The sequence below is a fragment of the Moraxella catarrhalis genome, from assembly GCF_001656295.1.
Lineage (GTDB): Bacteria > Pseudomonadota > Gammaproteobacteria > Pseudomonadales > Moraxellaceae > Moraxella > Moraxella veridica.
Map to the genome: position 1 here is coordinate 1 of NZ_LXHE01000017.1, position 18147 is coordinate 18147.

The 18147-nt window shown below is 43.5% G+C and carries 17 protein-coding genes; 9 read left to right on the plus strand and 8 right to left on the minus strand.

The genetic code is table 11. The features are described from left to right. Position 1: 1 nt before the first annotated feature. The 4 genes from AO382_RS07415 to AO382_RS07430 all read right to left on the minus strand — a co-directional run bounded on the left by AO382_RS07415 (position 2) and on the right by AO382_RS07430 (position 4727). Entirely contained in the window at positions 2-703 is a 702-nt protein-coding gene (locus AO382_RS07415; protein ID WP_064618156.1) for an IS1 family transposase, read from the minus strand. A gap of 84 nt (positions 704-787) precedes the next feature. Then, complete coding sequence (locus tag AO382_RS07420; RefSeq protein ID WP_064619644.1) at positions 788-1375, minus strand: biliverdin-producing heme oxygenase; 588 nt, start codon at positions 1373-1375, stop codon at positions 788-790. 230 nt (positions 1376-1605) lie between these two features. Then, complete coding sequence (nth, locus tag AO382_RS07425) at positions 1606-2259, minus strand: endonuclease III (protein WP_064619647.1); 654 nt, start codon at positions 2257-2259, stop codon at positions 1606-1608. A gap of 86 nt (positions 2260-2345) precedes the next feature. Continuing rightward, positions 2346-4727 (minus strand): ATP-binding protein, encoded by a 2382-nt coding sequence (locus tag AO382_RS07430; protein ID WP_064619650.1) that lies wholly within the window; start codon positions 4725-4727, stop codon positions 2346-2348. A gap of 215 nt (positions 4728-4942) precedes the next feature. Between AO382_RS07430 and rsmG the strand changes: the two genes are divergently transcribed. Genes rsmG through AO382_RS07475 form a run of 9 tightly spaced genes read left to right on the plus strand, consistent with a single transcriptional unit; the run spans position 4943 to position 12478 of the window. Beyond that, on the plus strand, positions 4943-5620 hold the full coding sequence (gene rsmG / locus AO382_RS07435) for a 16S rRNA (guanine(527)-N(7))-methyltransferase RsmG (protein ID WP_064619653.1): 678 nt from the start codon (positions 4943-4945) through the stop codon (positions 5618-5620). Positions 5621-5659: 39 nt separating this feature from the next. Next, positions 5660-6436: a ParA family protein gene (locus AO382_RS07440; protein WP_064619656.1), complete on the plus strand. Its 777-nt coding sequence runs from the start codon at positions 5660-5662 to the stop codon at positions 6434-6436. A 15-nt stretch (positions 6437-6451) separates the two neighbouring features. Then, positions 6452-6970: a hypothetical protein gene (locus tag AO382_RS11080; RefSeq protein WP_227513657.1), complete on the plus strand. Its 519-nt coding sequence runs from the start codon at positions 6452-6454 to the stop codon at positions 6968-6970. A gap of 29 nt (positions 6971-6999) precedes the next feature. Beyond that, entirely contained in the window at positions 7000-8097 is a 1098-nt protein-coding gene (locus AO382_RS07450) for a ParB/RepB/Spo0J family partition protein (protein WP_064619659.1), read from the plus strand. Positions 8098-8130: 33 nt separating this feature from the next. Continuing rightward, complete coding sequence (gene lpxK / locus AO382_RS07455) at positions 8131-9168, plus strand: tetraacyldisaccharide 4'-kinase (protein WP_064619662.1); 1038 nt, start codon at positions 8131-8133, stop codon at positions 9166-9168. Positions 9169-9195: 27 nt separating this feature from the next. Beyond that, positions 9196-10149 carry a bile acid:sodium symporter family protein gene (locus AO382_RS07460; RefSeq protein ID WP_064619665.1) on the plus strand — a complete coding sequence of 318 codons (954 nt, stop codon included), beginning with the start codon at positions 9196-9198 and terminating at the stop codon, positions 10147-10149. A gap of 21 nt (positions 10150-10170) precedes the next feature. Then, the gene (gene kdsB, locus AO382_RS07465; protein WP_064619668.1) at positions 10171-10932 is read left to right on the plus strand and encodes a 3-deoxy-manno-octulosonate cytidylyltransferase; all 762 of its coding nucleotides are present in this window, start codon (positions 10171-10173) and stop codon (positions 10930-10932) included. 8 nt (positions 10933-10940) lie between these two features. Beyond that, a complete protein-coding gene (locus AO382_RS07470; RefSeq protein ID WP_064619670.1) occupies positions 10941-11510 on the plus strand; it encodes a histidine phosphatase family protein in 570 nt (189 codons plus the stop codon). Beyond that, complete coding sequence (locus tag AO382_RS07475; RefSeq protein ID WP_064619672.1) at positions 11507-12478, plus strand: DNA polymerase III subunit; 972 nt, start codon at positions 11507-11509, stop codon at positions 12476-12478. The genes AO382_RS07470 and AO382_RS07475 overlap by 4 nt, the downstream gene beginning before the upstream one ends. A 205-nt stretch (positions 12479-12683) precedes the next feature. Here the strand turns inward: AO382_RS07475 and AO382_RS07480 are convergent, their stop codons facing one another. The 4 genes from AO382_RS07480 to AO382_RS07495 form a co-directional block, all read right to left on the minus strand. After that, positions 12684-13892: an alpha-hydroxy acid oxidase gene (locus AO382_RS07480; protein ID WP_003658363.1), complete on the minus strand. Its 1209-nt coding sequence runs from the start codon at positions 13890-13892 to the stop codon at positions 12684-12686. Between the two features lie 213 nt (positions 13893-14105). Beyond that, the gene (locus tag AO382_RS07485; RefSeq protein WP_064619675.1) at positions 14106-15860 is read right to left on the minus strand and encodes an L-lactate permease; all 1755 of its coding nucleotides are present in this window, start codon (positions 15858-15860) and stop codon (positions 14106-14108) included. Between the two features lie 276 nt (positions 15861-16136). Beyond that, positions 16137-16991: an exodeoxyribonuclease III gene (locus tag AO382_RS07490; protein WP_064619990.1), complete on the minus strand. Its 855-nt coding sequence runs from the start codon at positions 16989-16991 to the stop codon at positions 16137-16139. A gap of 247 nt (positions 16992-17238) precedes the next feature. Next, on the minus strand, positions 17239-17955 hold the full coding sequence (locus AO382_RS07495; protein ID WP_064619678.1) for a TetR family transcriptional regulator: 717 nt from the start codon (positions 17953-17955) through the stop codon (positions 17239-17241). Positions 17956-18147 lie beyond the last annotated feature (192 nt).

Genomic DNA, 18147 nt, shown 5'->3' on the forward strand with positions numbered 1-18147 from the left:
ATCAGACATACCCGTTATTAATATAAAAGAACACTAAATCAAAGGCTTTAAAGTGATTCTCGAGTTTTTTGGAAAAGTTACAACTTCGCCTAACTGCTCGTTTTATCCTATGCCGAATACGGCAATTATTTCCTTCGATGCCCACGGTGAAAAATTTACCAATTCTTTGAGTAAAGCCTTTAAAGCCAGTGACGAAGCTATCCCAATTATCACTGGCAATAACAGCACAAGTTACACCCAAGGCTTGAGGTTTTGCGCTTAATCGTTTAACCGTTTTAAGGTCTCGCTTTCCCCATACATAGGCAACAATTTCGCCTGTTTGACGGTGGTAAGCATAGATGAGCCATTGTTTGTTGCTCTTTTTACCTACGAACATCCATAGCTCGTCTACTTCTAGTTGGTCATAGTGACTTTGCTTTGGTATCAGTCGGTAGTTGCATTTTTCCAAAGTAGCTAATACTTTACCTTGGCTAATCCTTTCAACGCAAGCGATGTCTTTTATGCCACTACCTCGTACCATGAGTTGGCGTATTTTGCTTTCTTTTTGAGAGTGACATCCAAGATAACTTAACGCATGGTCGCCAATAAATTGCCGCCTGCAGTCTTTGCATTGGTAGTTCTGCTTACCATAGCTTTTTTTACCGTTTTTCTTTATACTGTCCCCTAAACAGGCTGGGCAGTTGATGTATAGTGTGATTTGCATTTCACTATTTTATCAATTTCTCAGCCTGTTTTTTTACAGCATACTTTTTAAAGCACTACCCAAGTTCAATCGGTGGGCTGTTGTTCATGCGCTTGGTGTAGCTTCACCAAAAATTTGCTTAAGTGCCACTTTATAAAATTCAAAGGCTTCTATTGCCCCTTGAATGGCTGTATCTTGCTCATCTTTACTAAGATTGAGCTGGTTTAAAGATTCACGAAATGCATTCCAATGCTTACCACGACCATCAGGATGGGCATCTAAATGACTTGCACCAAAATTCTCATCAAAACCCAATTTTTCTTTTGTATCTTTAAATAAAAAGGCTGCACCAATATTGGAACCTTCAGCACAATAAAGCCAGCCAATGGCTTTGGCACCCGTTGGTGCTGGTAATTCTGTCTCAAAGGTATTTGGCTGTTGTTCTAGGTCTTTTAAATCATTTAAAACGGCACCATAACGTGCCATTGACGCTAAGTTTTCAATGGATTGGTTTAGTGCTGGGTCTTTGTAAATAGGATCAACAATTTTATGAAAAACAGATTGTAGATTTAAAAACTTAATATAATTTTCGACACTGTCAAAAGGTCTAACTGACATGACCATCTCATCGACGCTGTCGTGTATGTTGCGAGTATCTTCTTTGAGACGCTCGGTGAAAGTTGGTTGTGTCATAAAATCTTTCCAAGGATTGATCAGATGTGTGATAATCTGTGCAACTTAGCTGCCTAATTGATGAAATAAGCAAACAAAATTGAAATAAGCAAACAAAATGAACTGTATCAACAATAAACATCATATATTATGAATGATAATAGTTATCATTCATAATATATGATAACCAAATCAAAGTATGATTGCAATAGGTATTTTTATCAATTTAGCTCAAAATGCCAGAAAGCAAGTTAATCCAAATCTTTTAACGCCCATCGCTCTTTGTCTTTGAACATACATTCATCAAATACCACACAAGCACCACATTTTGGCTTACGAGCTGTACAAGTATAACGCCCATGTAATATCAAATAATGATGCGCATCCACCAAAAACTCATCAGGGATACGCATCATCAAGGCTTTTTCAACAGCAAGGACGGTTTTACCTGTGGCCAATCCTGTGCGGTTACTAACACGAAAAATATGCGTATCTACCGCCATGACGGGTTCACCAAAAGCGGTATTTAGCACCACATTGGCAGTCTTTCTACCCACGCCCGCTAAAGCTTCCAGTTCAGAGCGAGTGCGGGGTACTTGACCATTGTGTTTAGTGATGAGGTCTTGGCAAGTTTTGATGACATTGGCAGCTTTAGAGTTATACAATCCAATGGAGCTGATATAACTTTTTAGGTTATCTAATCCCAAATCCAAAATAGCTTTGGGAGTATTGGCAACTTTAAATAATTTATCGGTGGCAATATTGACACTTTTATCGGTTGCTTGAGCTGATAGCATGACAGCAATCAGTAGCTCAAATTCTGAAGAATAGTGAAGTTCGGTGACAGGTTCTTTGATGTGCTTAGCAAGTTTTTGGAAAAATGCCAAACGCTTGTTGACATTCATGGGGCGTGAGGGTGGCGTGTTAGCCGTTTTGCTCGTAGTTAATTTAGGTTTGGTTGTCATAGTTTTACAGTTTGTGGCATGCTGGTTTAGTTTTTAGCTGTTCGATTGTCTTTATCGTCTTTATCATCTTGTACCCAGCTTTCAAGGCGTTTGACAATTTTGCCAAACAATGTATTACGCTTATACTCGCCATGCTTATTTTTGTCATCAATGGGCATGCCTGACAAAAGGGCAAGGGCGTCGGTAATATGGTCAATGGCATAAATATGAAATTGTTCATCTTTAACAGCCTGTACGATGTCATCACGCAGCATCAGTTGGGCGATATTAGCGCGTGGTAATATGACCCCTTGATTGCCATCAAGTCCTTTATCACGGCAAGCATCAAAAAATCCAGCGATTTTTGCATTCACGCCACCAACCGCTTGAGCTTGCCCTAATTGATTCATTGAACCTGTGATGGCAAGGTTTTGGGCAATGGGAATATTGGCTAAAGCAGATAACAAGGCACACGCTTCGGCAAGCGTTGCACTATCGCCATCAATTTGCCCATAGCTTTGCTCAAATGCCAAAGACGCACTGAAATTTAATTCATGAAATTCGCTAAATAAGGCACGCAGAAAGCTGGACATAATGAGCATACCTTTGGCGTGTAAGCTACCACCAAGCTCAACATCTCGTTCAATGTCTAAAATCTCACCTTGACCAAAGTTGGGCTGAATCAAGGCGGTCAGGCGCGCAGGCAGACCAAATTCGCTGTCGGCATAGCTGATGACGGTAAGCGCGTTGATTTGTCCAACCGCCCAGCCTTTGGTGCAGATGATTTGTTGACCGTTTAGAATTTCTTGCCAATACAGATCTTTTAGATAGCTTGTGCGTTCGGTGATGTCATCAAGCGCGGTTTGCACATGTTTGGCGGTGACGGTTTTGTCATTTTGAAGGGTGGCAATGCGCGCAGATTCCACGATCAAGCCTGCCAATCGGTCAGCGTGCAAATCCAGCTTATTTTTGTCGTCGCTAAGCTCTGATAATTTATCAATTATCACCGCAAACGCTGTATTATCAAAGGCTGGCAGTTGATACGCTTTAATCATATCTACCATCTTTAGCACCATGCCGTGTTCGCTTAGGTCGTCGCGCTTGATGTCGTCATGAAAATCAGCGCGAACTTTAAATACCGAATTAAATTCAGGTTCAAACTCCAAAAGTTCATAATACAAATCAGCTTCGCCCAACAAAATCACCTTAACATCCAGCGCCACGCTGTCAGGCTCAAGCGATAAGCTGCCTGTCAAGGTGAGCATCTGCTCCAGGCTTGAGATTTTGATTTGTTTTGATTGCAAAGCACGCTTTAACCCCTGCCATGCATAAGGATGTTCAAGCAGACTTTGGGCTTCTAATAAAAGATAGCCGCCGTTAGCTTTATGCAGAGCGCCAGCTCGGATCATACTCACATCAGTCAAGACGGTGCCAAGCTCTGTGGTGTACTCAATATGCCCAAGTAAATTAAGATGCGTTGGCAAATCTTCAAACACAATTGGTGCGCCAGCTGAAGGCTTATGACTGACCAAGACATTGACCGCATATCGGCTAGGCACATCAGATAACGCTGCCGCCACAAAATTTTCATCATCTTCATTGATGATCCGCGCGACATTCTTGACCATATCATCTAGCATGGCATTTAGATGGCGCACGGCTTTTGGCTGATGATTAAAGCTTGCCAAAATGGGCTTAAACATCGGCTCAAGCACTTTTTGGGCGGTGCTTTGGTGTAGCTCTTCTAGCTGATCATGCGTGCTATCTTCAAGCTCACCAAGCTCAAGCTGTGCTTCTGAAAGCTGTTTTTGAAGTTTGCTGAGCGCTTGGGTGTCGATCGGTTTTTGGTCATCAATCGCCATAAAATGCACGCGCCCATCAGCAGCTGTCTTTAGCATCAGATTATGATTTTTGGCGTCATCATTGATACTGCTAAAGCGTTCATGTTGCAGTGTCACGGTGGCGGATTTGATGACTTCGATGTGGCTTTGGTGGGTGTCACCAAGCAATTTGGCGGCAAGTTTTTTCTTGGCGTCCTGCCAAAGCTTATGCACTTTTTGCTGAAATACGCTTGCCATTCCTGCAGGAAAATCAATCGCGATCGGACGGCGCGCATCTGCGAAGTGATGGACATACACCCAGTCATTGGGCGTGGGCATCTGCTTGGCACGCTCAGTCAAAAGGCGCGTAACCAAGGTGCGCTTGCCCAGCCCATTTTCGCCCACTGCGAACACATGATAGCCATTGGCGCGGATATCAAGCGCTGTGTTTAAGGCCTTGATCGCACGGCTTTGACCAAATGCCAAATCAGGCTTAGGCAGGCGCGCGCGGCTAGATTTGGGCAGCTTTTTGGGATCGGTATAACGCTTTAAGTCGCAGGCTTGTAATCGGTGGGTGTTTTTTAAAATGTGATATGCGTTATCTTTCATAAAATCGAAATCAGCTCAGCCTGCCTATCCTTTGTGCAAAACGGTAAAATGTGATGAAATGCTCAAAAAACGCAGTGGGTTGGTTAAAAAGGGTATTTTAGCAGATTAAAGCATGATAAAATAGGCTTTGCTGTGCGCAAACTTTTATTTTATGCTGCCGTGTTTGGCAGTCTTGTGTTGTTTGTTGATGTGTTAAATTTATTAAGAACGATGATATGACCCCCAAATTTTCTAAAATCTCCCACAAATCTCAAAGCTTTGCAGCCGCCATTGAGGCAGCCGCTCAATCGCTTGGATTGACCATCACTGACGAGCAGATTGTGCAGATTTTACGGTATTTAGACGGTCTTTTATTGTGGGGTAAAGCGTACAATCTCACCGCCATCACAGATCCTGATGAGGCTTTGGTGAAGCATATTTTTGACTGTATGGCGATCGTCCCAAAATTGCCTTTTAAGACGCAGTCAAACCAATCGTTGCTTGATATTGGCACAGGCGCGGGTCTGCCGTCGGTGATCTTAGCGATTTTAAAGCCTGATTGGCACATTGATGCCCTTGACAGCAATCAAAAGAAAATCCGCTTTATACGCCAAATCACCAGTGAAATTGGCTTAAAAAATATCACACCAATTGCTTCTAGAATTGAGCACCATCATGCCCAGAAGGCGAATGCGTACGATGTGATTACTTCACGCGCATTTGCGTCACTTGCTGATTTTGTCAGCCTTGCCGAGCCGTGCTTGGCTGAGTCGGGTGTCTTATACGCGATGAAAGGCAAAGTCCCGACCGCCGAAGAGATGGCAGATTTACAGGCTTGGCATATAGACATTGAGCCCATCTTAGTACCCAAATTAAATGACGACAGGTGCGTGGTTTATCTCACAAAACAGTAATTTTTAATCATTTTTATTATATATTTTGAAGGTTTTATTATGGAAGTTATTGCAATTGCCAATCAAAAAGGGGGTGTTGGCAAGACCACAACCACAGTCAATTTGGCGGCGGCGTTGGCGATGATTGCCAAAAAAAAGGTGCTGCTGATAGATTTGGATTCCCAAGGGAATGCCACCACCAGTGTCGGCTTGGATAAAAATACCTTAGAATACACGATGGCGGATGTGCTACTTGATGGCGTGTCTCTACAAGATGCCATCTTATCTACAGATATTGGCTTGGATGTCATTGGTGCCAACCGAGATTTGGCAGGGATTGATGTGTCATTGGCTGGTGTTCCTGATGCGCCTTTTTTGCTCAAGCAAGCTATGGCAGATGCCAAGGCGGCAGGCAAGCTTGAGTATGATTATATCGTGATGGACTGCGCCCCAAGTCTTAGCATGATTACGGTCAATGCCTTTGCGGCGACTGATGGCGTCATCATCCCGATGCAGTGCGAGTATTATGCGCTTGAAGGTGTGGCGGACTTGATCGCGACGATTGATAAGCTTAAATCCATCAACGATGCTTTACACATTCGCGGCGTGGTGCGCACTTTGTTTGATTATCGCAACACATTGGCGCAAGACGTTTCTGGCGAGCTTGAACGTCATTTTGGTGATTTGGTTTATCAAACCAGTATTCCAAGAAATGTGCGTTTGGCAGAAGCGCCGAGTTTTGGGCAGTCGATTTTTACTTATGAAAAATCATCCAAGGGCGCGATCGCTTATCATAAACTCATGAATGAAGTGGTTGCACAGACCAAAGCCAAATAAAACGGATACATAGCCATGGCAAGAAAACGCGGACTTGGGGTTAAATACGGGTTGGATGCGCTCTTGAGCGGCACAAAAGTCGGTCGCCAAGTTGTTGATGTGATTGATGATGCCAAACTGGTGATGGCTGATGCAGACAACTCTGCCGATCAGTCGCAGGTGGCATCAGTTACCGCTGAGCCTGATACCGCTCATGATGCTGATGTCTCAAAAGTATCTGAGTCAGCCACTCATGATGCTCATGAAATTACCTTACAAGATGATAGCGCCGATCAACTTGATAGCCATCATCAAGGCGCGGATGATAAGCTTGGGCTGGTTGATGAGTCTGTGTTGCTAGAGGCTTCTGGGCAAACTGATCCAATACTACAAGGTACCGACGAGCCCACTGGCAGCGATGATGCTAAGGCGGTGAGTGTTTTGGATAACCTGCCTGAATATCAACAAAAACAGATCGCTTTGTTTTGGCAGTTTGGTTTGGCTGAGCCGCGATACTCTGATTTGGCGGATGCGCCAAAGATGAATTTTAACTGAATAATCACTAATACAGACTGGAAATTTTCATGATTAAAAAGCGTGGATTGGGTATGAATCGTGGGCTAGATGCGCTGCTTGGCAACATCTCAGCAGAGAAAAAAATCATCGCAGGCGCCCAGTCTTTGGCGGCGAGTGCCGCCAGTGAGCAAACCGAAAATAAGTCTGATCAAGGCGTGGATCAGTCGATATCAGAAGTCGATACTTCCAACTCTTTGGAAGAAGCGCCAAAAAAGACCCCAAAAAGCGATAAAAAATCCAAAAAAAGCAAAAAAACCATCGATGATAACCCAGCTTTAGAGGCTGGCACGGGTGAGAAAGTTGCCCTTGTGCAAATTGCTACCAATCGTCTACAATCAGGCAAATATCAGCCGCGGCGTGACATGAACGAAGCGGCGCTCAATGAGTTGTCGCTTTCTATCAAACAGCATGGCGTGATGCAGCCGATCGTGATTCGTCCGCTTTTGTCAGATGAGGGAAAGTCCAGTGATACGGTAACGCACGAGATCATCGCTGGCGAGCGTCGGTGGCGAGCGGCGAAACTGGCAGGGCTTGAGACCATTCCTGCCATTGAGCGTGTCTTATCCGATGAGATCGCCATTGCCTTGGCATTGATTGAAAATATTCAGCGTGAAGATCTAAATGTCTTGGAGCAAGCGGCAGCGCTGCAGCGATTTCATACCGAATTTGGCATGAGTCATGCCATGATCGCATCTGTAGTCGGTAAGGCGCGCACGACGGTTTCCAATTTAATGCGACTGAATCATCTGCATGATCAAGTCAAACAATATATGCTAGATGGCGTGATGGACATGGGGCACGCACGCGCACTTTTATCGCTATCTCAAGAGCAGCAGCCAGTCATCGCCAAGAAAATCGTTGATGGCGGTATGACTGTGCGAGATGCCGAAAGACTGGTCAAATCAATTTTAGATCCTGATCCTAAGCACACAGTTCAGCCAGACCATGAGGTGTTGGCGCTGTCTCAGCAGATATCGGACGCCTTAGGTGCTAAGGTTAAGCTAAAGCAAGGCAAAGATGGCAAAGGCAGTGTGGAGATTTTCTTTTATAGCCACGATGAGTTTGGCGAGCTGGTAAATAGACTATGCCAAATATCAGATTATTGATCATCAGACATTAAAATCAGCAGGGCAATGGTCATGAAGAAGCTTGAGTTGGTGTTGACGCAGGCGTGGCAAAAAAATGCAGCTTGGCTAAAGGTATTAACACCTCTATCGGGGCTATATCGTGTGGTTACGCATGCCAGAAAATCTTTGTATCACTCAGGTAAATGCCCAATTTATCGGGCAGCTGTACCTGTTCTTGTTATTGGTAATATCACCGTTGGTGGCAGTGGTAAAACGCCATTCATCATTACTTTGACTAAAATTTTACTCAAACAAGGTATCAATGTCGCTGTCATCAGCCGAGGTTATGGCGGTGACAGCACACAAATGCCTAAATTGGTCACGCCAACAAGTACACCCAATGAAGTGGGTGATGAACCTTGCTTAATTGCCCAAAGCCTGCATTCTGATGGATTATTTCTACCCATGGCAGTTGCACCAAATCGTGGTCAAGCCATTGATTTATTACTACAAAATTTTCCTGAGACGACACTTATCATCAGTGATGACGGGCTGCAGCATTATGCACTGCATCGTGATGAAGAGTGGATTGTGGTTGATGTTGCCAGAGGTTTTGGTAATGGTAAGCTTCTGCCACAGGGTTTTTTAAGAGAACCCATTGACCGATTACAAGACGCTTTGGTCATTTATCATGATAAAGATATGACCAAATATCCTAATGAAGCGATGGCAATGAGCCTAACAGCAGGGCGGATTGAGCCACTGATGGACAATCATAAAAGCCCTGTACCATCTGCAGGTACATATGTTCATGCGGTCAGCGGTATTGGGTATCCTAAGCGGTTTTTTGATACTTTATCAGATCAGGGGTTTTTGGTTATTCCGCATCCGTTTGGAGACCATCATAATTTTAGACTTGAGGATTTGGTGGATTTGATCAATCATCCCATCATTGTCACCAGTAAAGATGCGGTAAAATTGCGTCATTTGGCTGCACAAACGACTCATGATATTTTTGATCAGATTTGGGTGCTGCCTGTAGAGGTGGTATTGTCTTGTGCGGTTTTTGAGCAGATCGATCGTTTGATTACCAATTATCAATTAAATTAATCAGCTGTAACTATTTTAAGGGTTTGGATGTCAGTTTTTTCTGTGATTGGTCAGCAGGCGACGCGCTTTACCACGATCATTATTATTTTGGCAACACTGATCGCTATCATAGCTCCCGAGGTTTTTTCTTGGGTTAGGGGCGATATTCAGCTGCTGCTGGTGGGTGTCGTGATGCTAGGAATGGGCATCACATTGGGAAAAAAAGACTATAAGATCCTAGCGCAGCGCCCATTGGATATTTTTATAGGATCTATGATTCAGTACACCGTGATGCCACTTCTTGCCATCGGTATTGGGCGAGGGCTTGGGCTGTCGGATGGCTTAACGCTGGGCTTGGTTTTGGTGGGCTCTTGTCCTGGTGGCGTATCGTCGAATATCATGACATATTTGGCGCGTGGTGATGTGGCTTTTTCGGTGGGTATGACGACAGCCTCGACACTGCTTGCACCTGTGATGACCCCACTTTGGCTCATGCTACTGATGGGTGAGACGGTGAACATGGATGCTTGGGGTATGTTCAAAGTCATGGTTTTGGTGACTTTATTTCCTGTCATATTAGGATCGATCTCAAATATTTCATTGCATAAACAGGCCTGGTTTTCAAGCCTTAAAGATGTGATGCCTGCCGCCGCTGTACTGGCTTTTGCTTGCATTGTCGGTGGAGTGGTGGGGGCAAATGTGCATCGTTTTATGGAATCGGCGTTAGTGATGTTTTTGGCTGTGGCTGTCCATAATACCGCAGGGTATGTTTTGGGATATTACGCAGCTGCGACAGCGGGCATGACCACCGCAAAAAAGCGGACAGTGTCGATCGAAACAGGCATCCAAAATACTGGTCTTGCCACAGGGCTTAGCGCCAAATTTTTCCCCGCCAATGCGGAAGCCGCCATCGCTGCAGCAGTCGCAGTGGTTTGGCATTCGATCTCAGGAACTTTGCTTGGAAATGCCTTTGGATGGTGGGATAAGCGCAAAAATACCTAAATTTAATTTTTAAGGATAGCTATGCAAAAAATTCATCTGATTATTCCAGCTCGTTATCAATCTTCTCGCCTACCAGGTAAGCCTTTATTGCCATTGCATGATCAGCCGATGATTCTGTGGACAGCAAAAAAAGCCTTAAAAGCAAGCTTTGCAGATACCATCTGTGTGGCTACCGATAATGAGCGGATTTATCAAACTTGCGCTGATGCAGGCATACCTGTGGTGATGACCGACAGCGCTCATCCATCTGGAACGGATAGATTGGCTCAAGTGGCATCGGACTTAGGCTTTGGTGATGATGATATTATTGTCAATATGCAAGGTGATGAGCCTTTGGTACCAACGGTGCTACTTGAGCAAGTGACGCAGTTGTTGATTGATAATCCAGATTGTGCAATGGCGACTTTATGTGAGCCAATCTACAACCAAGAGGAATTTTTTCGCCCCTCTGTGGTCAAAGTGGTGATGAATCAGGCAAAATGCGCCTTGTATTTTAGCCGTGCGCCCATTCCGCATGACCGTGATGGCTTGTTGGATATGCCTAATCATGCATTTCGTCACTTAGGCTTGTATGCGTATCGTGTGCGTATGCTTAAGCAGTTCACAAACTGGGCTCAAGGGGTGCTTGAAAAATTAGAAAGTTTAGAGCAGCTTCGGGTACTTGAAAATGGTGAGCGTATCACCATTGATATCGCACAAGTTGCCCTGCCAGCTGGGGTGGACACACAGGAGGATTTGGACAGACTAAATGCCATGCCGATTGATGAGTTTTTGAAGTTTTAGGAGTGGCGATGACCACAGTTTATTTTATTCGCCATGCCGAACCCAATTATGCCAATCGTGATGAGTTTAGCCGAGAATTGACCCCAAAAGGCATTGCCCAAAGCGAGCGGTTGCTTGATGTATTTGGGGGCATTGATATTGATGTGTTTTTTTCAAGCTCTTACAAACGGGCGGTGGATACGATTTATCCGCTTGCCAACAGTCGCAAAAAAAACATTCATCTAAAAGAGGAGCTGTGTGAAAGGCGGATTGGCACTTGGGTGGATGATTTTGATGAATTTAGCCAAAAGCAGTGGCAAGATTTTGGATTTCATCTAAAAAATGGCGAAAGTTTGCACCGTGTCCAGCAACGAAACATTGCTATGTTGCATGAAATTTTGATAAATTATCCCAATCAGACGATTGTCATCGGCACGCACGGTACAGCATTATCTACCATCATTAAGTATTATCAGGCGGATTTTGGTTATCAGGATTTTAATGCCAATAAGCATAAATTTCCGTGGATAATGGCATTTGAATTTGACGGTATCATGCTAAAACACTACCACGAAATTCACATGGATGATACGCCATGAGCGAGCAAGAACAGTTGCCCTATTTTGCCTCGTTACTGCCTTGGCAAACCCACGCTTGGGAGCAGCTGACAGGTCAATTTATTGAGCAGCATTTGCCACATGGCTTACTTGCTGCAGGTCAAAAAGGCATCGGTAAGCGTGAGTTTGTTTGGCGATTTGTGGCGTATTTATTGTGTTTGCAAAAAAATCAACATGGTGCGTGTGGTCACTGCCAGAGCTGTCAATGGTTGCGTTCTGGAACGCATCCTGATTTATTGGTGCTGCCGCAAGGCGATAGCATCAAAATTGATGATATTCGTTCGCTCCAAGAATACAGTCAAACCAAAGGGCATGGGGTAAAAGTCATTGTGCTTGATGGGGCAGATACACTGACATTGGGTGCTGCCAACGCATTTTTAAAGACGCTTGAAGAGCCTCGAGATGGGGTATTTTTGATACTCATTACCGACCATCCTTCTAGGCTTTTACCCACCATCAAAAGCCGTGTACAGACAATGCCTTTATCTTATATAGATAAAGTAGAGGCGATTAATTATCTGAATGAATTTATGTCACCTAAGCTAGCAAAGCTTTTATTGGATATCAGCGATGGGGCGGTCTTACAGGCTAAGGGCTTATCTTCTGCCAAATGGTTTGATCAGCGTACACTTTGGCTAAAAACCTACACCGCTCTACAATTATCCAAGCGTACCGCCAGTGCTGCCAGTAGTTACTGGCAAAAAACCTTAACTTTGGCTGAATTTATCACGCTATCAAGAGTCATGTTAATGGATTTGTGGCGTGTATTCTTGGGGATACCAAGCTTACATCAAGATATCGATGTGGCAGCGTTGTTGGCTCAAGTTCAGCTTGACTCTTCAAAACTTGAATCATTGCTAAGCTGTATTGATGATACGCAGATAGCTTATGCCCAAAATGTACAAGAGACTTTGGGATTTGACCGCATTTTAATTGAGATGGCAAAATGACAATCACCGCCATTAATACAAGTCATGGCGGTGATTATTAGTGATTTAAATTTTTAAAATACTTGTCGATAAATGATTAAAAATTTAATCATAATGATATGATAGAATAAAAAGGCTTTGGCTAATAATCTATGAGCCAAAGCCTTTTTTGATGGTAATGTCTTGGTAAGTTTTATTAGTTTGGTAAATTTACTTTTTATTGAAATTACCAGCGAATTGGCGTAATATGTGGCTGGTTGGCTTTGAGATGCTCATAAGTACCCTTGACCAAAATATCAGAATTTACCGTACTGATATTGGTATGACCACAAAATGCCATCGTGACATCACATTCTTTATAGATAATCTCCAGCGCACGACGCACACCATCTTCACCATAAGCACCCAAGCCGTACAAAAATGAACGCCCAATCATCGTACCTTTCGCCCCCAAGGCGATGGCTTTTAGCACATCTTGACCTGAGCGAATACCGCTGTCTAGCCAAACTTCACAGTTAGAATTTTCGGCTTGGGATGCCTGTACGCAGTCAGTCAAAGAAGCAATAGAGCTTGGCGCACCATCAAGCTGACGACCGCCATGATTTGAGATTACCATCGCATCAGCACCAAAGCGAGCTGCCATAATGGCATCTTCAGGTTCCATAATACCCTTTAAAATTAAAGGACCGCCCCACATATCCTTAATGCGCGCCACATCATCCCAGCTAAGGCCTGGGTCAAATTGCTCTGCTGTCCAAGCCGATAAGCTAGACAGATCGGACACATTTTTGGCATGACCTGCGATATTTCTGAAAGTATGGCGTTTTGTACCAAGCATATTGTAGCACCATTCAGGCTTGGTCATTAAGTTTAAGATATTTTTTAGTGTCGGTTTTGGGGGTGCTGATAGTCCATTTTTAATGTCTTTATGACGCTGACCTAAGACTTGTAAATCTGCCGTTAAAATCAGTGCTGAACAATTTGCAGCCTTAGCACGCTTGATTAAATTTTCCATAAATTCTTTATCACGCATGACATACAGCTGAAACCAAAATGGTTTGGTGGTATTTTCGGCAACATCTTCGATTGAACAAATTGACATGGTTGATAGCGAAAATGGAATACCAAATTTCTCAGCGGCACGCGCTGCGTGAATCTCTCCATCTGCCCACATCATGCCAGTAAATCCAGTCGGTGCAATCGCCACAGGCATACTGACATCTTGACCAATCATTTGTGTGGCAAGCGATCGATTATCCATATCAACAAGGACACGCTGACGCAACTTAATGCGATCAAAGTCCGTTTCATTATTACGGTAAGTGGTTTGTGTCCACGAACCTGAATCCACATAATCATAGAACATTCGTGGTACTTTACGCTCAGCAATACGACGCAGATCTTCAATTTCGGTAATTTTACTTAAATCAGCCATGGTAATTTCTCACTTAATTTTTTGAGTATTTAATCGTTGATATCATGTTTTTGGATAATTTTAGCCATCAATGGGTATTTTACTTGGTTTTATCTTAAATCGGCAAGTAAAAACTAAAACCAAATGCTTATTTTTGGCTTAAATGGCATAACCAACCCAACCTTAAGATTGGGTTGGTTTAATGAGTGTTGAAATGCTGTCTTTAGGGGCATGCTAGGCTTTATTACCCACCTTGCTCATGATAAATAAGAATAATATTGGCCAAATGACAGCACCTACCCAATAAGTTGGGTTAAATATAATCGCCATACCAATTAAACCTGCTTGAATCACATAATAGGACATGGCAATTAAGGTTTTACGAATGACATAACCTTCACGATTGACCAAACCAACAACAGCACATGCCGCAACAACATTATGAACCGATATCATGTTGCCCGCTGCACCGCCCACCGCTTGCAAGGAAACAACTTTAGCGGCATCCATAACACCTAAGCCGATTTGGGTTGCTGTCCCCCATTGAAAATGCGAAAACATCATGTTAGAAACTGTGTTAGATCCAGCAATAAACGCGCCAAGACTGCCAATCCAAGGTGAAACCAAAGGCCACATGCCCTCAAATGCTTGTGCTGCTGAGGTAGCCAATACTTTTGGCATGGCAAGAATCTGTACAGCAGCATCTGGCGATGTGCCTGAATTGATAAATACCTGCACCATCGGCACCGAAAATAGTAACGCAGGTGCGGCAGCAAGCATGGTTTTGCCTGACTCTGACCAGCTTTTTTTGACCATATTGCCTTTCATGCCAAAAATAAAAATACACAAAATTGACACCAATAAAAGCACGCCACCAGGAGAATAAAGCAACTGGGTTTTATTGGTGATATTTGTGCCCAAAATGTTGGCAAAAACGATAGAAACCGCATCACTGGTGAGCCATGCCTTTAATGGTGCAATCGTCCGTGTGATGATTAAAATGGTAATGATGAGTAGATAGGGTGAAAACGCACGCATGACCGAAAATTTTGGGGCGACATTACTGGTTGAATTGGTGATGGTAAATTCGCTGACCCATTCTTTCTCCCAGCCTTCTCGTGGACCAAAGTCAAAGGTTTGTTTTGGGGTTAAAAATCCACGCTTGGCAGCAGGAATAACCAAGGATAAACCAACGACCGCTCCCACAATAGATGGTAGCTCAGGGCCGATAAACTTAGCGGTCAAGGCATAAGGAATGGTAAACGCCAAGCCTGCAAAAATCGCAAAGGGTGCCGCTTTTAGACCTTCGGTAAATGAGCGTTTTTGACCAAAAAATAGTGTCAAAAATCCACACAATATCAACGGAATTAAAAATCCGACCATACCATGAATCATGCCCACATTACCTGAGATGTTGAAAATATAGGCAGGTAAATCCATACCAATACTTGCCAGTGCTTGAGTAAGGTCGTCTTTATTTTCAAGACCTGAATTGACACCAATCAAAAGTGGCGTACCAACAGCACCATAAGATACAGGTGTGGACTGAATGATTAAAACCGCCATCACACACGCCATCGCAGGAAACCCCAACGCAAGTAGGAGTGGTGCTGCCACTGCCGAAGGCGTACCCCAGCCTGTTGAACCTTCGATTAAACAGCCAAATAGCCATGCTACGATAATCATTTGAACTCGGCGGTCTGCAGAGATATCCATAAAGCCTTGACGAATGGCATTAATTGCACCACTGTATTTTAAGGTATTTAAAATCAAAATGGCAGAAAAAACGATGAATAAAACATTCACCGCAGTCAGTACGCCATGGATAGTTGCAGCGGCAACTTGGTTACCGCTGGTTTGCCAAACAAAATATGACAAAGCAGCCGTTGCAAGGTACGCCAAACTCATGGCATATTTGGCTGGCAGACGCATCACCACCAAGAGCAAAAAAACAATCATGATTGGCAACATCGCCAAAAAAGTAAGCATGCCCACTCCTTGTTTGCATAAAATTGAGCCAAAAAAGTCGCCTGCCGAGAGATGTTCAGGCGACTTTTGGAAAGATAGATTTGTGATGATGCTTTTTAACAAGTGTCAAAACCTGTGAGCGATATACAAGCAGTTGTGCGGTGAACGCTTAAAGAGACAATGTTAAAAACTCATGAAATCTACTAGACAAATAAAAATGCGGTATTTTACCTAAAAAATTATCTAATAGCTAGATTTTAAATTAAAATAAGAATTATTTATAAATAAATCTATGATTTATTTTATGTTTTCGTCATGTGATGATAATTGATAATCAATGATCACAGGTGCATGGTCGCTAAACCAAGAATCTTTATAGACCCAAGCGTTCAAAGTGCGTTTTTTCCAATCAGGTGAGCAGGCGTGATAATCGATACGCCACCCCACATTTTTGGCACGGGCTTGACCACGATTTGACCACCAAGAATAAATATCGGCATCCTTGCGAACCACTCTGAATGTATCAACATAGCCAAGTTCGTCATAGATGTGATCAAGCCAAGCTCGCTCATGTGGCAGGCAGCCTGATGCTTTTTGATTACCCGACCAGTTTTTGATGTCAATGCGTTTATGCACAATATTATAATCACCACAGACAATAAGTGATTTATTCTCATCTCGCCACTGTTTGAGAATGTGGCGGTATTTTTCTAAAAAAAGATCTTTTCTGGCTTGAGCTTCTTCGCCCGATGAGCCAGAAGGTAGGTATAAAGAAGCAATGTACACTGGATGGTCGATGCCTTGGGCGGACAAATCAAACTGTGCACAGATAAATCGCCCCTGACTGTCGGCAAGATCAAAGCCCAAGCCATCTACCACCGACACAAAAGGTAGGCGGCTATAAATGGCTGTGCCAGCATAGCCTGCTTTTTGGGCAGCAAATAGATGCGTGTGCCAGCCCTTGGGGCGAAATTTATCCGTCCACTGTTCGTGAGTGATGCGTGATTCTTGGATGCAGACCACATCGGCATCACTGATAGCTAGCCACTCAAAGAATCCTTTTTTTTCAGCCGCACGCAAGCCATTGACATTAATAGAAACGACACGAAGCACTTGATTGGCATCTTGATAGATTGACTTAGATGGCACAATGTCATTTGGCTTAACGGCGACAACCTGAGATTTGGGTGTTTTTTGCACGCTTTTAGTGGTCAAAGTGGCAGCTTGTTTGGGCAAGATAGTGCCTAATGTATCTTCTTTTGGGTTGATTTGAGACTTGGTCTGGCTGTTATTGAGAATAGATTTTGGTTTATTTGGCGTATTGAGAATGTTTTGGGTCATGATAGTGCTTAATATTAGTATTAAAAAAAGGGCGAGATGATCGCCCAGATATGGCAGATTAGGTATTGGCAGGTTCATCCAATAAAGTTTCTTCGCTGGATTTCCAGTTATAAGCACCATACAGCACCATTTGCATTTGGCGTGTGCAGCGGTGTAGCATTTGCTGTTTTTTGGTGTCCAGCTCACAAGATGATAATCGTTCTTCTTCGTCCAAAAAAATTGGCATATGCGTCAAATCCAGCCACTCAATAATCCATGAAAAAGACAAATTTACACCCGTTTCTGCCAATAAATAACGGTCATAGCTGTTGATATGCTCAAAAGCAGGCTGTAATGCCAAATCAGCGCTCATAATTTTGGCGAAGGTATTGATTTGTTCATTGATGGCACGGCGAACCGCTTCTGACCCACCAAACCGTTCACTGGCGATAAATTGCCAATAACGCGGCTGAGCATTAACCGCTTTAAAAAATAGCTGTACACTTTTGGCGATCTGGCGGTCAAAGCTTCGCTTGCGTCCAAGCTGCATATGCTCACGAAGTAAAGCAAGCGCGCTTCCAAGCTCATCTTCAACCAAGGCTTTACCAAGGCTCTCCATGTCATCAAAATGGCGATAAAAGGCTGTCGGTACGACACCAACCTCACGCGTCACTTGACGCAAGCTGATTGAGCTATAGCCTTGACCGCTCATACACAGATCAAGCACGGCATTAAAAAATGCTTGGCGAGTTTGACGCTTTTTTTGTTCACGGTTGGTTGTTTTTTCGATGCCCATAGTCCGTCCAGTGATAAACTTAAAGGTTGAGTGAATAACTGTATATTATGGATAAAAACCTCGCCAGTTGCAAGTCATTCAAAAAAGCTTGCCAAAATTTTATAGCATCAGTGCTCTTATGTGCATGACAGCGATGACTTTAACAGACAAATAAAAATCACTCATTGCTAAAATGAGTGATTTAAAATCAGT

Excerpts from the sequence above, each read along its gene's own strand:
- AO382_RS07420 (WP_064619644.1), bottom strand. The coding sequence starts at position 1,375 with ATGACACAACCAACTTTCACCGAGCGTCTCAAAGAAGATACTCGCAAC.
- AO382_RS07460 (WP_064619665.1), top strand. The coding sequence starts at position 9,196 with ATGTCAGTTTTTTCTGTGATTGGTCAGCAGGCGACGCGCTTTACCACG.
- nth (WP_064619647.1), bottom strand. The coding sequence starts at position 2,259 with ATGAATGTCAACAAGCGTTTGGCATTTTTCCAAAAACTTGCTAAGCAC.
- AO382_RS11080 (WP_227513657.1), top strand. The coding sequence starts at position 6,452 with ATGGCAAGAAAACGCGGACTTGGGGTTAAATACGGGTTGGATGCGCTC.
- AO382_RS07480 (WP_003658363.1), bottom strand. The coding sequence starts at position 13,892 with ATGGCTGATTTAAGTAAAATTACCGAAATTGAAGATCTGCGTCGTATT.
- AO382_RS07495 (WP_064619678.1), bottom strand. The coding sequence starts at position 17,955 with ATGGGCATCGAAAAAACAACCAACCGTGAACAAAAAAAGCGTCAAACT.
- AO382_RS07430 (WP_064619650.1), bottom strand. The coding sequence starts at position 4,727 with ATGAAAGATAACGCATATCACATTTTAAAAAACACCCACCGATTACAA.
- rsmG (WP_064619653.1), top strand. The coding sequence starts at position 4,943 with ATGACCCCCAAATTTTCTAAAATCTCCCACAAATCTCAAAGCTTTGCA.
- AO382_RS07415 (WP_064618156.1), bottom strand. The coding sequence starts at position 703 with ATGCAAATCACACTATACATCAACTGCCCAGCCTGTTTAGGGGACAGT.
- AO382_RS07475 (WP_064619672.1), top strand. The coding sequence starts at position 11,507 with ATGAGCGAGCAAGAACAGTTGCCCTATTTTGCCTCGTTACTGCCTTGG.
- AO382_RS07485 (WP_064619675.1), bottom strand. The coding sequence starts at position 15,860 with ATGCTTACTTTTTTGGCGATGTTGCCAATCATGATTGTTTTTTTGCTC.
- kdsB (WP_064619668.1), top strand. The coding sequence starts at position 10,171 with ATGCAAAAAATTCATCTGATTATTCCAGCTCGTTATCAATCTTCTCGC.
- AO382_RS07450 (WP_064619659.1), top strand. The coding sequence starts at position 7,000 with ATGATTAAAAAGCGTGGATTGGGTATGAATCGTGGGCTAGATGCGCTG.
- lpxK (WP_064619662.1), top strand. The coding sequence starts at position 8,131 with ATGAAGAAGCTTGAGTTGGTGTTGACGCAGGCGTGGCAAAAAAATGCA.
- AO382_RS07440 (WP_064619656.1), top strand. The coding sequence starts at position 5,660 with ATGGAAGTTATTGCAATTGCCAATCAAAAAGGGGGTGTTGGCAAGACC.
- AO382_RS07470 (WP_064619670.1), top strand. The coding sequence starts at position 10,941 with ATGACCACAGTTTATTTTATTCGCCATGCCGAACCCAATTATGCCAAT.